At 73.2% G+C, this 12,725-nt stretch carries 12 protein-coding genes; 3 read left to right on the top strand and 9 right to left on the bottom strand.

Annotated features, from left to right (window positions below; translation table 11 throughout):
* Window positions 1–111 precede the first annotated feature (111 nt).
* Complete coding sequence (locus tag ACLQ14_RS03280; RefSeq protein WP_425809831.1) at window positions 112–1,344, bottom strand: acyl-CoA dehydrogenase family protein; 1,233 nt, start codon at window positions 1,342–1,344, stop codon at window positions 112–114.
* Window positions 1,345–1,405: 61 nt separating this feature from the next.
* Window positions 1,406–3,652: a SpoIIE family protein phosphatase gene (locus ACLQ14_RS03275; RefSeq protein ID WP_425809829.1), complete on the bottom strand. Its 2,247-nt coding sequence runs from the start codon at window positions 3,650–3,652 to the stop codon at window positions 1,406–1,408.
* A 94-nt stretch (window positions 3,653–3,746) separates the two neighbouring features.
* On the opposite strand from ACLQ14_RS03275, the gene ACLQ14_RS03270 reads away from it, so the two are divergent.
* Complete coding sequence (locus ACLQ14_RS03270; RefSeq protein ID WP_425809827.1) at window positions 3,747–4,178, top strand: STAS domain-containing protein; 432 nt, start codon at window positions 3,747–3,749, stop codon at window positions 4,176–4,178.
* Between the two features lie 72 nt (window positions 4,179–4,250).
* Here the strand turns inward: ACLQ14_RS03270 and fbaA are convergent, their stop codons facing one another.
* From fbaA to ACLQ14_RS03250, 4 genes are all read right to left on the bottom strand, one after another.
* Window positions 4,251–5,270, bottom strand: a complete 1,020-nt coding sequence (fbaA, locus tag ACLQ14_RS03265; RefSeq protein WP_425809825.1) for a class II fructose-bisphosphate aldolase — start codon at window positions 5,268–5,270, stop codon at window positions 4,251–4,253.
* Between the two features lie 76 nt (window positions 5,271–5,346).
* Window positions 5,347–6,024, bottom strand: coding sequence for a TrmH family RNA methyltransferase (locus ACLQ14_RS03260; protein ID WP_425809823.1), 678 nt, complete (start codon window positions 6,022–6,024; stop codon window positions 5,347–5,349).
* Between the two features lie 20 nt (window positions 6,025–6,044).
* On the bottom strand, window positions 6,045–7,268 hold the full coding sequence (locus ACLQ14_RS03255) for a Fic family protein (protein WP_425809821.1): 1,224 nt from the start codon (window positions 7,266–7,268) through the stop codon (window positions 6,045–6,047).
* Between the two features lie 55 nt (window positions 7,269–7,323).
* Window positions 7,324–8,166 (bottom strand): SDR family oxidoreductase, encoded by an 843-nt coding sequence (locus tag ACLQ14_RS03250; RefSeq protein ID WP_425809819.1) that lies wholly within the window; start codon window positions 8,164–8,166, stop codon window positions 7,324–7,326.
* An 81-nt stretch (window positions 8,167–8,247) separates the two neighbouring features.
* Between ACLQ14_RS03250 and ACLQ14_RS03245 the strand changes: the two genes are divergently transcribed.
* Window positions 8,248–9,027: a VTT domain-containing protein gene (locus ACLQ14_RS03245; RefSeq protein WP_425809817.1), complete on the top strand. Its 780-nt coding sequence runs from the start codon at window positions 8,248–8,250 to the stop codon at window positions 9,025–9,027.
* A gap of 59 nt (window positions 9,028–9,086) precedes the next feature.
* A complete protein-coding gene (locus ACLQ14_RS03240; RefSeq protein ID WP_425810190.1) occupies window positions 9,087–9,827 on the top strand; it encodes an HAD-IIA family hydrolase in 741 nt (246 codons plus the stop codon).
* Window positions 9,828–9,868: 41 nt separating this feature from the next.
* Here the strand turns inward: ACLQ14_RS03240 and ACLQ14_RS03235 are convergent, their stop codons facing one another.
* From ACLQ14_RS03235 to pyrE, 3 genes are all read right to left on the bottom strand, one after another.
* Window positions 9,869–11,470 carry an MFS transporter gene (locus ACLQ14_RS03235; RefSeq protein WP_425809815.1) on the bottom strand — a complete coding sequence of 534 codons (1,602 nt, stop codon included), beginning with the start codon at window positions 11,468–11,470 and terminating at the stop codon, window positions 9,869–9,871.
* Window positions 11,471–11,534: 64 nt separating this feature from the next.
* Entirely contained in the window at window positions 11,535–11,996 is a 462-nt protein-coding gene (locus ACLQ14_RS03230; protein ID WP_425809813.1) for a MarR family winged helix-turn-helix transcriptional regulator, read from the bottom strand.
* 49 nt (window positions 11,997–12,045) lie between these two features.
* On the bottom strand, window positions 12,046–12,633 hold the full coding sequence (pyrE, locus tag ACLQ14_RS03225; RefSeq protein ID WP_425809811.1) for an orotate phosphoribosyltransferase: 588 nt from the start codon (window positions 12,631–12,633) through the stop codon (window positions 12,046–12,048).
* Window positions 12,634–12,725 lie beyond the last annotated feature (92 nt).

Raw genomic sequence — 12,725 nt, 5'->3', positions numbered from 1 at the left:
CGTGCGCGACCGTGGTGGGCCTGGCGGGAGCCGAGCGAGGAACGAGCGAGGCGGATGGTAGACCGCGCGCACACCCCCGTCCCAGGCCCGCCCGGACCACGAGAGACTCCCCTACGCGAACGCCGACATGCCGGTGATCGCCCGCCCCACGATGAGCGCCTGCACGCTCTCGGTGCCCTCGTAGGTGTGCAGCGCCTCGATGTCGGTGAAGTGCCGTGCGACGCGGTTCTGGAGCAGGATCCCGTTGCCGCCGAGCAGGTCGCGGGCGGTGGCGGCGATCTGCCGGGCGCCGCGGGTGCAGGTGTACTTGGCGAGCGAGGCCTGCGGCCCGGTGAGGGTCCCGGCGGCGTCCTGCCGGGTCATGGCGGCGACGGTGAGCTGGAGCTGCGTGAGCGTGGACAGCATCTGGGTGAGCCGCTCCTGCACCATCTGGTGCTTGGCGAGGGGCTTGCCGAACTGGACGCGCTGCTGGGAGTAGGCGACGGCGGCCTCATAGCAGGCGGTGGCCTGCCCGACGGCGCCCCACGCGACCCCGAGCCGGGTCGCCTCGAGGACGCGCGAGGTGTCCTTGAAGGACCGCGCGCCGGGGAGGACGTTCTCGGCGGGGACGTACACGTCGTCGAGCACGATGTGGGCCTGGAAGATGGCGCGCAGCGACATCTTGCCGGTGATGGTGCGGGCCTCGTAGCCGGGCGAGTCCTGGGGCACGAGATAGCCGTGGACCTGACCGTCCTCGCCCCGCGCCCAGACGACGGAGACGTCCCCGACGGACCCGTTGCCGATCCACTTCTTCTCGCCGCGGAGCACGAACCCGCCGTCCTTGGCGCGGGCGGTGGTCTCGAGGGAGACGGAGTCGGAGCCGTGGGTGGGCTCGGTGAGCGCGAACGCGGCGAGCCTGGTACCGCGGGAGATGGGCTCGGCCCACTCGGCGATCTGCTCGTCGGACCCGAGCATCATGATCGAGCGGAGCGCGAGGCCGCCTTGGACGCCGGAGATGGTGGCGACGGAGCCGTCGCCGCGGGACATCTCCATGGCGGCGAGCCCGGCGCCGAGGGGGCTGGTGCCGGGGAAGCCGGGGACGGCGACGCCGTCGCGCAGGAGGTCGAGCTCGCCCATGCGGCGAGCGAGGTCGACGGGGAACTCGGCGCGCTCCCAGTAGTCGTCGATGACGGGGAGGACCTCGTCCTGGACGAAGGCGCGGACGCGGAGCTGGTGCGCGCGGTCGGCGTCGGTGGCGTCGTGGAAGGCGTCGCCGAAGTCGGGCGCGAGGGGCTGGGAGAGGTCGTAGTCGGGCTCGGTGGTGCCGACACCGGTGGTGGCAGGGGTGGTGGACGTGGTCGACATGGTGCTGCTCCCTGGTCGCGCCGTTGCTTCGCGGGGTCGACACCGGCGCCGACCCCTCCGGTCAGGATGACTGACCAGAACTGTCGGTATCAGGTACCCGCCGGAGCGCGCCCGTGAACGTGCTCACGCCGTGCAGCTTGGCCCAGACGATCTTGCCCGTGCGGGTCGGGCGCCAGCCCCAGTCCGCGAGCCGCTCGACGATCTGCATGCCGTAGCCGCCGCCCCGGTTCACGTGCCCGTCGGTCGGCACGGGCGGCGACGGGTTGGCGTCCTCGACCTCGATGCGCAGCGTCCGGCCGGTGTCGAACAGGCGCAGGGCCACGTGCCCCCAGCCGTGCATCACGGCGTTCGCGACCAGCTCCGACGCCACGAGCTCGGCCTGCGACGCGCCCTCGACCTGCCACGCCTGGCACGTCCGCACGACGGCGTGCCGCGCCCGGGCGATCGACGTCGGCTCGCTGGGCAGGAGCCACCGGCGGCTGCGCGGCCCGCCGTCGGTCGGCGCGACGTCGCTCCGCACGTCGGGCACCCGCACGACCACGACCGCGATGTCGTCCTCGGGCGTCGACCCGACACGCGACAGGAGCTGCTCCCCCACGCCCGCGGCGTCCGAGGCGCTCACCGCGCCCGCCTCGTCGGCGAGTGCCACGAGCCCGGCGCGCAGGTCACGGTCCCGGCGCTCGATGAGGCCGTCCGTGTAGAAGACCAGGACGTCGCCCGGCAGGAGGCGCAGGCTCGCGGTCGCCCGCACGCTCGGGCCGTACCCGATGAGGGTGCCCGGGGCACCGTCGAGCAGGTGGGCGGTACCGTCGCGCACGAGCACCGGCGGGAGGTGGCCCGCCCGCGAGTAGGTCAGCTCCCAGAGCGGCTCGCCCTGCGCGGGCTCGACCGGCAGCCGCTCGAGGCGCGAGTAGACCAGGCTCGACGCGCGCGGCAGCCGCATCCCGGAGACGAGCTCGTCGACGCGCTCGAGGACGTCGCCGGGGAGCGTCATCTCGAACGCGTACGACCGCACCACGGACCGCATCTGACCCATGGTCGCCGCGGCCTCGACGTCGTGCCCGACGACGTCCCCGATGACGACGCCGACGTCTCGCTCGGTGAGCTGGAGGACGTCGTACCAGTCGCCGCCGACCTGCGCGTGGTCCGAGTTCGGGGCGTAGTACGTCCACACGTCGAGGCCCGTGACGTCGGCCTGCTCGGGCAGCATCGCGCGCTGCAGCGTCTCCGCGAGCCGGTGCTCGCGCGCGTACAGCCGGGCGGTGTCGATCAGCATGCCCGCGCGCCGCGCGATCGAGCGCAGGGTCGTGCCGGGCGTCAGCGAGGGCATGAACTCGCGGCCCGGCTCGAGCGCGACGACCAGCAGCCCCAGCACCCGACGGCGCCCGGGCACCGGGTAGACCGTCACGGCGCCCGGAGCCGTGAGGTCGGAGACGAGCCGCGACCGCACGTCGCGCTGCAGGACGTCGCCGGCGCTGCCGGGCGGGTACGCGCCACCCAGGTCCACCTCGACGGGGCCGAGGTCCTCGCCGTCGAGCACGTCCTGCACGACGTCGCGCGACCAGGCCCGCCCGTCCGGCGGGGCCGTCTGCGCGGCGTGCCGCGGGTGGTGGCGGGTGCGCAGCCGGGAGCTCGGCGGGGTGTTCACGTCGACGCTCTCCGCGTACACGAGCCCCTTGTCGTTCATGTAGAACGCGATCCGGCAGCCGACGGCGCGGCCCAGCACGTCCGCGATCTCCCGGAGCACCTGGGGGTGGTCGAGGTCGGTGAGGAGCGACGACACCTGCGTCATGAGGTCGAGCCGGGCCATCCTGCGGCGCGACAGCTCGAACGTCTCGAGCTCGTCGGAGGGTTCCGCCACGTGGTCCGACACGTCGACCTGGACCCCGAGCCAGTGCTCGGGCGCGCCGTCGGCGCCGAGCACCGGGCTGAACGAGATCTGGTACCAGCGCAGCTCGCCGTCGGCGGTCACGTCGTGGACGACGACCTGCACCGCGCGGCCCGAGTCGAACGCCGCCCGCAGGGGCCCGACGTCGGCACCCTCCTGGACCAGGCGTCGCAGGACGGAGATCCGCTCGCCGACGAGGGCCCGCGCTCCCCCGGACACCTGGTTGCGGAACGCCTCGTTCAGCCACTCGATCCGCATGCCGTCCGACCGCGGCCCCGTGAGGAACATGGGCACCGTCGAGGCCTCGAGAGCGGCCATCAGCGCGGCCGGGAACGGTGCCGCAGAAGGCGTCGTCACGGGTGCGGGCACGGTGATCGACGGGTCCGGCGGACGCGCCGGACGCGGGTCCTGTCCCTCCATGACCCCTCCTCAGCGCCGCCCGCGCAGGTCAGCGCGTGTGCGGCACGCGTCGAGGGTACTGTCCCCGGACGCCGATCGACCGTAGATTGGGCACGTGCACGAGCAGAACAACCGTACCGATCCCGCCGGTGAGCCCGACGGCGCGTCCGTCGACGTCGCCGACGAGCTTGCCCGCGCCTCGATCGACGAGGTTGCCGGCGCCGCGCGCGACCCCGGGGACGTCGGCGTCATCGTCGGCAGCCAGCGGGTCCGCATCGTCCTCGCGGGTGAGATCGACATCGATCTGGAGCACGACCTGCGGGAGGCGATCGGCGACGCCGAGAGCACAGGCCTCCCCATCGAGGTCGACGCCCACCACGTGACGTTCATCGACTCGTCGGGCGTGTCGTTCCTCGCGGAGCTGGCGAGCCGCGCCAACCCGCCGGTGCGCGTCCTGCGCGCGCCCCCGAGCATGAAGTTCCTGCTCACGGTCACGCGCCTCGACGAGCTCGTGGAGCTGGTCGACGTCGACGGCGGCCTCGACTAGCACCCGCGCAGACGCGCCACGAGGGCCCGACGGTCGTCCGCCGGGCCCTCGTCGTGTCCGTCGACGGGCAGGTCAGAGCTTGTGCCCGGCCGAGCGCAGCTGCTGCGCCGCCTCGACGATGCGCTGGGCCATGCCGGCCTCGGCGAGCTTGCCCCAGGCGCGCGGGTCGTACGCCTTCTTGTTGCCGACCTCGCCGTCGATCTTGAGGACGCCGTCGTAGCTGCTGAACATGTGGCCGGCGACGGGACGCGTGAACGCGTACTGCGTGTCGGTGTCGATGTTCATCTTGATGACGCCGTTGTCCACGGCCTCCGAGATCTCCTCGGCCGTCGAGCCCGAGCCGCCGTGGAAGACGAGGTCGAACGGGTTCTCCTTGCCGACCTCCTTGCCGACGACATCCTGGATCTCCTTGAGGAGGGCCGGGCGGAGCTTCACCGCGCCGGGCTTGTACACGCCGTGCACGTTGCCGAACGTGAGGGCCGTCAGGTAGCGGCCCTTCTCGCCCAGGCCGAGCGCGCGGACCGTGGCGAGGCCGTCCTCGGGGGTCGTGTAGAGCTTCTCGTTGATGGCGGCCTCGTGGCCGTCCTCCTCGCCGCCGACGACGCCGATCTCGATCTCGAGGATCGTCCGGGCGGCGACGGAGAGCTCGAGGAGCTCCTGCGCGATGACGAGGTTCTCGTCGAGCGGAACGGTCGAGCCGTCCCACATGTGCGACTGGAACGTCGGCAGGCCGCCGTTCTTGACCTGCTCGGCCTCGAGCTGCAGCAGCGGGCGGACCCACGAGTCGATGTTCTGCTTGGCGCAGTGGTCGGTGTGGATCGCGATGTTCACCGGGTAGTTCTTCGCGACCTCGGTCGCGTACGCGGCGAGCGCGAGCGAACCGGACACGCGGTCCTTGATCGTGGAGCCCGCGGCGTACTCGGCACCGCCCACGGAGACCTGGATGATGCCGTCCGACTCCGCCTCGGCGAAGCCCTGGAGGGCCGCGGTGATCGTCTGCGACGAGGTGATGTTGACCGCCGGGTAGGCGAACGAGCCCGCCTTGGCGCGGTCGATCATCTCGGCGTAGATCTCGGGGGTTGCGATGGGCATCTGAGTGGTCTCCTGTGTGATGCGGAGGGTGGGTTCCTCGGATTGTTTCACGGATCCGTCACGGGTCCCGCGGGTGTCACAGATGCTGGACGGCCCACGCCCACATGGCGATCGCGGCCGCCGCGCCGGCGTTGAGCGACCGCGTCGAGCCGTGCTGCGTCACGTGCACGACGACGTCGCACACGGCCTGCGCCGAAGTGCTCAGCCCCGCACTCTCCTGGCCGAGCAGCAGCACGCACGACGCCGGGAGCGCCATCCCCTCGAGCGGCACCGAGCCGGGCACGTTGTCGACGCCGACGACGGGCAGGCGAGCGCCGTCGGGCCCCGCGCTCCGCGCCCATGCTGCGAGCGCCTCGGCGTCCGGGTGGTGCTCGACGTGCAGGTACCGGTCGGTGACCATCGCGCCGCGCCGGTTCCATCGCCGGCGCCCGACGATCCGGACGCTCGCCGCGTTGAAGGCGTTCGCGGTCCGCACGACGGACCCGATGTTGAGGTCGTGCGCCCAGTTCTCGACGGCGACGTGGAGCCGGGTGGCGGGGCGCTCGGCGCGGCGGGCGTCGAGGTCACAGGCGATCGCCTCGACCGTCCGGTAGCGGTACGCGTCGACGACGTTGCGGGTGTCGCCGCCCGCGAGCAGCTCGGGGTCGTAGCGGGGGTCCAGCTCGCCGGACGGCAGCCGCGGCCACGCGTCCGGCCCGCCCGGCCACGGCCCGACGCCGACGACGCGCCCCGGCTCGTCATCCCGACCTGCCACCTGTGCTCCGTCCGGCGGTGTCACTGCCGCCTCACCGCCTGTGCGTAGGCGTCCAGCTCCGCCAGGATGCCGGGGTGCTGCCAGACGCGGTTCCGTCGCTTGCCGCTGCGCTCGACGAGCACCCCCGCATCCGTGAGGTCGTCGAGCGCCCGGCGCGCGGTCGCCGGCGCGAGGCGGAGGCGCGCGACGAGGAACGCGGCGTCGACGGCCGGGTTCCCGACGAGGTACGGCAACACCCGCCGGGCCGCGGCGTCGCGGCGCAGCCCCGCTGCGTCGAGGCGCTTCTCGGACGCCTCGACGCGGGCGTGCAAGGAGTCGACGAGCCGGACGCCCGAGCCGGCCGCGAACATCGACGCCTCGCAGAAGCGCTCGACGATCGGCGCCGCGTCTCCCCGGCGGAAGGCGGTGAGCGCGTCGAAGTAGCGCTCCGTCTCGCGGAGCAGGCCGGCGGAGACCGGGGCCGTCGTCGACGTGAGCAGCCCCTTGCCGTGGAGCAGAGCATGCACGACCGCGCGGCCCGTGCGCCCGTTCCCGTCGGCGAACGGGTGGATCGTCTCGAGCTGAGCGTGCGCGATCGCGGCCTGGACGAGCACGGGAAGGTCGTCGCGCGCCATGAAGGCGACGAGGTCGCGCATGGCTGCGGGGACGAGCTCCGCCTGGGGTGCGACGTACGACGCACCGCGCGGCGTGACACGGCTGGTCCCCACCCAGACGAGCCCGTCCCGGTAGCGACCGGCGTGCGCGCCCCACCTGGCCTGCCCCGCGAGGAGAACCCGGTGCATCCCGAGGACGTCGTCCTCGGCGAGGGGCCCCGACACCGCGAGCGCCGCCTCCATGGCCCGGACGTTGGCGACGACCTCGTCCGCGTTCTGCGCCGAGGCCTGCCCGATCTCGGCGAGCGCCAGCTGCCTGGCCCCGACGGTGAGGTTCTCGATCTGCGACGACGACGCCGACTCCGTGCGCAGAAGGATCGATGCCATCGGGCCGAGCGCCGGCGACTGCGGTCCGAGCACCGAGCGTGCGTACAGGTCGAACCGGCCCAACGCGGCCGCGGCCTCCTCGACGTCGGCGGCGAGGGCGCCGGGCAGCGCGAGCTCGAGACCGGCGATCGAGGCCGGCACGGCCGACCGGTAGGGCCCGTTCGCCTGGCTCATCGCGCGGCGCGACGTCATGCCGTCCTGCTCGGCGAGCCAGGTGTGCTCGTCGAGGCGCAGTGCCGGGACCGCGAGCGAAGGTGACCCCATCACCTCATCTTACGCTCAGTTAGTCCGTAAGTGAGCGTAGCTCGGATCGTTGCGCTCACTTCCCTGCGAGCCAGGCGTCGTACGTCACCGTGCCGTACCGCGCGTCGGGCACGAGGTTGAGGCCCTCGCGGAAGAACACCCCGATGCCGCCCGGCAGCGGGACCGCGACCACGGGCCGGCGCGAGCCGTGGGCGCGCCGCCAGCGCCGCGCCATGTCGCGCGCGTCGAGCACCTCGGGGCCGCCCACGGTCCAGGTGCGCGACGGGCCGTCCTCGAGCGCCGCGTCGACGAGCGCGCGGGCGACGTCGGTCAGGTCGATCGACTGGAACTTCGTGCCGCGCGGCACGGGCAGCAGCCCGAGGCGCGCCCAGCGCCCGAGGCGCCCGTCGTGCCCGAAGAACAGCTCCAGGAAGTCGTGGAACTGGGTGGCCCGCACGATCGTCACGGGCGCCCCGCCGATCTCCGCGGCCCGCAGGTACGTCCGCTCTTGGGCCACGTGCGCCTGGTAGTAGCCGTAGTCGGCGCGGTCGACGTTCGCGATCGACAGCACCGACACGCGCCGCACGCCGGCGCGTCGGGCGGCCGCGGCGACCCGCTCGGCGCCGATCGTGAAGACCTTCATCGACGCCGGGCCCATGCCGTTGCTCGCGTCGACGACGACGTCCGCCCCGGCCAGCACGCCGTCCAGCGCCTCGGCCACGACCCCCTTGTCCGCCAGGAGGTCGAGCGCCACGTAGCCGACGCCGTCGACCCGGCGCGCGTCGTCGTGCGCGGGCACGTGCCGCGACACCGCCCGTACCGTCAGCCCCCGGGAGGCGGCCTCGCGCACGACGGCGGTCCCCGCGTTCCCCGTCCCGCCCAGCACCACGACCGTGGTCACGACCTGCCCGGTTGCCATCTGCCGATCGTAGGGGGCCCTGCACAGGTCGTACCCACCGTGGCCCCACCCTGCGCAGAACCCGGCCACTACGCTGAACCCATGACCGCCCTCGCCCTGTCCGGAGAGCTGGCCGGCCACCTGTCCGCACAGCTCGCCGCGAGCCCGCTCGACCTGATCGACCCGAACAACCTGATCGACCGGTTCGGGTCGCTCGCGCTCGCCGGCATCGTGTTCATCGTCTTCATCGAGACCGGGCTCGTGTTCCCGTTCCTGCCCGGCGACTCGCTCCTGTTCACCGCGGGCATGCTGGTGGCCGCGACCGACGGGGGCCGAAGCCTCGACATCTCGTTGCCCGTGCTGATAGCGATCCTGTTCGCCGCCGCGTTCTGCGGGAACCAGTGCGGGTACGCCATCGGCAAGTTCGCCGGGCCACGGATCTTCAGCAGACCCGACTCGAAGATCCTGCGCAAGGACTACGTCGACAAGACGAACGAGTACTTCGACCGGTACGGCGGCCGCACCATCCTCCTCGCCCAGTTCGTGCCGATCGTGCGCACGTTCGCGCCGATCGCCGCGGGCGTCGGGCGCATGCGGTACCGGTCGTTCTGGCCGTACAGCCTGCTCGGCACGTTCGTGTGGACCACCGTCGTCACGACGCTCGGCTACTACCTGGGTCGCATCTCGTTCATCCGCGACAACATCGAGCCCATCTTCATCGGCATCGTGGTGCTGTCCGTGGTGCCGATCGCGATCGAGGCGCGACGCAAGACGAAGGCGTCCCGCGCGGAAGCACCGGTTACGCCCGGGCCGCGCCACGGGCGCGCCGCCGGGGTCGCCGCGCCGGCCACCCACCCCCGCAACGAGCACGAGGAGGTCTGACCGTGGCAACCGAGGCGCACAACGAACCCGCCCGCGAGGTCGACTGCTGGCTGACCGACATGGACGGCGTGCTCGTCCACGAGAACCGCGCCCTGCCCGGCGCGCCCGAGTTCATCGCCCGGCTCCGCGAGAAGGAGCGGCCGTTCCTCGTCCTGACGAACAACTCGATCTACACGCCGCGCGACCTGCGGGCCCGGCTCGCGGCGTCGGGCATCGACGTGCCCGAGTCGTCGATCTGGACCTCGGCGCTCGCGACGGCGACCTTCGCGTCGCAGCAGATCCCCGGCGGCAGCGCGTACGTGATCGGGGAGGCCGGGCTCACGACGGCGCTCTACGAGGCCGGCTACACGCTCACCGACTCGGATCCCGACTACGTGATCCTCGGCGAGACGCGCACGTACTCGTTCGAGGGGATCACGCGGGCGATCCGGCTCGTGCGCGACGGCGCGCGGTTCATCTGCACGAACCCCGACTCGACCGGTCCGAGCCCCGAGGGCCCGCTGCCCGCCACGGGCGCCGTGGCCGCGATGATCACCAAGGCGACCGGGCGGCAGCCGTACTTCGTCGGCAAGCCCAACCCGATGATGTTCCGCTCGGCGCTCAACCGGATCGACGCGCACTCGGAGCGGACGGCGATGATCGGCGACCGGATGGACACCGACGTCGTCGCCGGCATCGAGGCCGGGCTCTACACGTACCTCGTGCTCACGGGCTCCACGAGCCGCGACGAGGTCGAGGGCTGGCCGTTCCGGCCCAACGAGGTCGTCGGCGGGATCGCCGACCTGGTCGACCGGGTCTGACCGCCCGGGCCCGTGCCGGATCGCCCGGGCCCGGGCGCCGCTCAGGCCTCCGGCTCGCCGTCCGACGCCGGCTCGTGGGCGCCGCGCCGCACGCCGACAGCGGCGGTGACGGCCGCGAGCACGCACAGCACGGCCGTCACCCCGGCCGCCAGGTGGACGCCGTTCAGGAACGCGGCGTCGCTGGCCTGGGTGACCGCCGTGCCCAGCGAGGCGGGCATCCCGTCACCGACGGGGGCGACGCCGAGCGCCACCGCGTCCGCAGCGCCCCCGAGCGCGTCCGCCTGCGCCGCCGGGATCCCGGCCGACGCCAGCTCGGCCGGCCAGGTGCCGTTCACACGCACCGCGATGAGGGACATGAGGACGGACGTCCCCAGCGCCCCGCCGACCTGGAGCGCGGTGGCCTGGAGGCCGCCGGCCACGCCGCCGTCGCGGACCGGCGCGTTCCCGACGATCGCGTCCGACGACGCCGCCATGACCATGCCGACGCCGAGCCCGAGCGCGACGAACGGCGGCCACATGAGCGCGTACGAGGAGTCGGCGGACCACAGGAGCATGAGCGCGGCGGCGACCGCCTGCAGGCCCATGCCGATCGGCATGGAGACGCGCGGGCCGAACCGTCCGGTCACCGCCGCCCCGAGCGGTGACGCCGCCACGGAGGCCAGGCTCAGCGGGAGCGTCCAGACGCCCGCCTCGACGGGGCTCAGGCCGCGGACGTTCTGCAGGTAGAGCATCACGAAGAAGATCACGCCGAGCAGCACGAAGAAGTTGACGACCGTGATGATCGTGCCGACCGTCAGCGCGGAGCTGCGGAACAGCCGCATGGGCAGCAGCGCGTGCTCGCGCCGCGCCTCGAACCAGCCGAAGCCGACGAGGACCAGCGCCCCCACGACGATCGTCGCGAGGGTCTTCGCGGAGCCCCAGCCCCAGGTCTGGGCCTGGACCACGCCGTAGACCAGGACGACGAGACCCACCGCGAGCAGGACCACGCCGGCGACGTCGAACTGGTGCTTGGCCGCCGCCGGGACGCCCTTCGGCAGGACGAGCGCGCTCACGAGGATCGCGACGACGCCGACCGGTGCGTTGAGGAAGAACACGGACTCCCAGCCCACGTGCTCGACGAGGAGCCCGCCGATGATCGGCCCGAGCGCGGTGGAGACCGACGACACCATCGCCCAGATGCCGACGGCCATGCCGAACTTGCGGGGCGGGAACACCTCGCGGAGCAGGCCGAGCGTGTTGGGCATGAGCAGGCCGCCGAACAGGCCCTGCACCGCGCGGAACGCGACGACCTCGCCGATCGACCCGCTCAGCCCGATCGCGACCGACGCGAGCGTGAAACCCACGACACCGATCAGGTAGAAGCGGCGCCGCCCGAACCGGTCGCCGAGCTTGCCGCCGAGGATGAGGGTCGCGGCGAGCGCGAGCAGGTAGGAGTTGGTGACCCACTGGAGGTCGGCGGTCGACGCGTCGAGGGCACGCCCGATCTCGGGGTTGGCGATCGACACGACGGAGCCGTCGAGGCCGACCATGAAGAGCCCGAACGCGACGGCGACGAGCGTGAGCCAGGGGTTGGAGCGGCGTCCGGAGGACGCGGGCGACGGCGCGGCCTGGGCGCGCGCGGGCGAGGTGGGAAGAGCGGACACGGGGGGGCCTTTCGCGGACGGGACGGTCGGGGCACGCCGGGGCGCGCGCCGTCCTCGGCGCGCGCTACCCGGCTGCGTCGTGCAGGTGCTCCGTCAGCGACGTCAGGGCGTGGATGGCCGCGAAGAGCGCGCCCTTCTCCCCCTCGGACAGGCGGGAGACCGCCGCGGAGACACGGGCGGCGCGCACGGCGCGGACCTGCTCGCTCTCGTCCCGGGCGAGGGACGTCGGGTGGAGGTGCGCCACGCGGCGGTCCGACCCGTCGACGACGCGCTCGACCAGCCCGCGGCCGACGAGCTGCGACACGAGCGCGCTCACGTTGTTCGGCTTCATGAGCAGCGTGGTCGCCGCCTCGCGGACCGTGAGGCCCGGATGGTCGACGACCAGGGTGAGCAGCGCGATCTCGGCGTCGGTGGGGCGGGCCCCGGTGAAGTCCTGCGCCACCCCGCGCTCGAGCGCCCGGTTCAGGACCGGGACGAGGTCGCCGAGCCGGCGCGCGGCGTCGTCGAGCGCGTCGGGGGTGGGCATGGCGCCAATTTACCTATGGCTAGATAGGTATGTCAAAGGAGATACCTCGTCAGGCGAGGCCGAGGTCCGCCAGGTCGAAGAGGTAGTGGTAGGGCACACCCAGGGCCTGGATCTTCTCGCCGGCGCCCGTGGCGCGGTCGACGATCGTCGCGACCGCCAGCACCTCGGCGCCGGCCGCGCGGCACGCCTCGACGGCGGCGATGGGCGACCCGCCCGTCGTCGTCGTGTCCTCGAGGACCACGACCTTGCGGCCCGCGACGTCCGGGCCCTCGATCTGGCGCTGCATCCCGTGCGCCTTCGCGGCCTTGCGCACGACGAACGCGTCGAGGTCCTGACCGCGCGACGCCGCGGCGTGCAGCAGCGCGGTGGCGATCGGGTCGGCGCCCAGGGTCAGGCCGCCGACGGCGTCCACCTCCGCGGTGCCGAGGCCCAGCTCCTCGAGCTGGTCGAGGAGCACGTGGCCGATCAGCGGCGCGGCGCGGTGGTGGAGCGTGACGCGGCGCAGGTCGACGTAGTAGTCGGCCTCCTTGCCCGACGACAGCGTCACCCGGCCGTGCACGACGGCGAGCTCCTTGATGAGGTCGCGCAGCTGCTCGCGCGGGGTCGGGGAGAACGAGGCGGCGGTCGTGTCGGTCACAAGGCTCAAGGGTAGCGGGACGGCTCGCGCAGGTCGGCGACCCCACCGCCCTCGGGCACCCAGCGCGACGCGCCGGGCCGGTCCGCTTGCGC

The sequence above is a fragment of the Luteimicrobium sp. DT211 genome (assembly GCF_049844995.1).
Lineage (GTDB): Bacteria > Actinomycetota > Actinomycetes > Actinomycetales > Cellulomonadaceae > Luteimicrobium.
The sequence above is the reverse complement of the archived record's forward strand: the minus strand, read 5'-3'. Positions and strand labels throughout refer to the sequence as shown.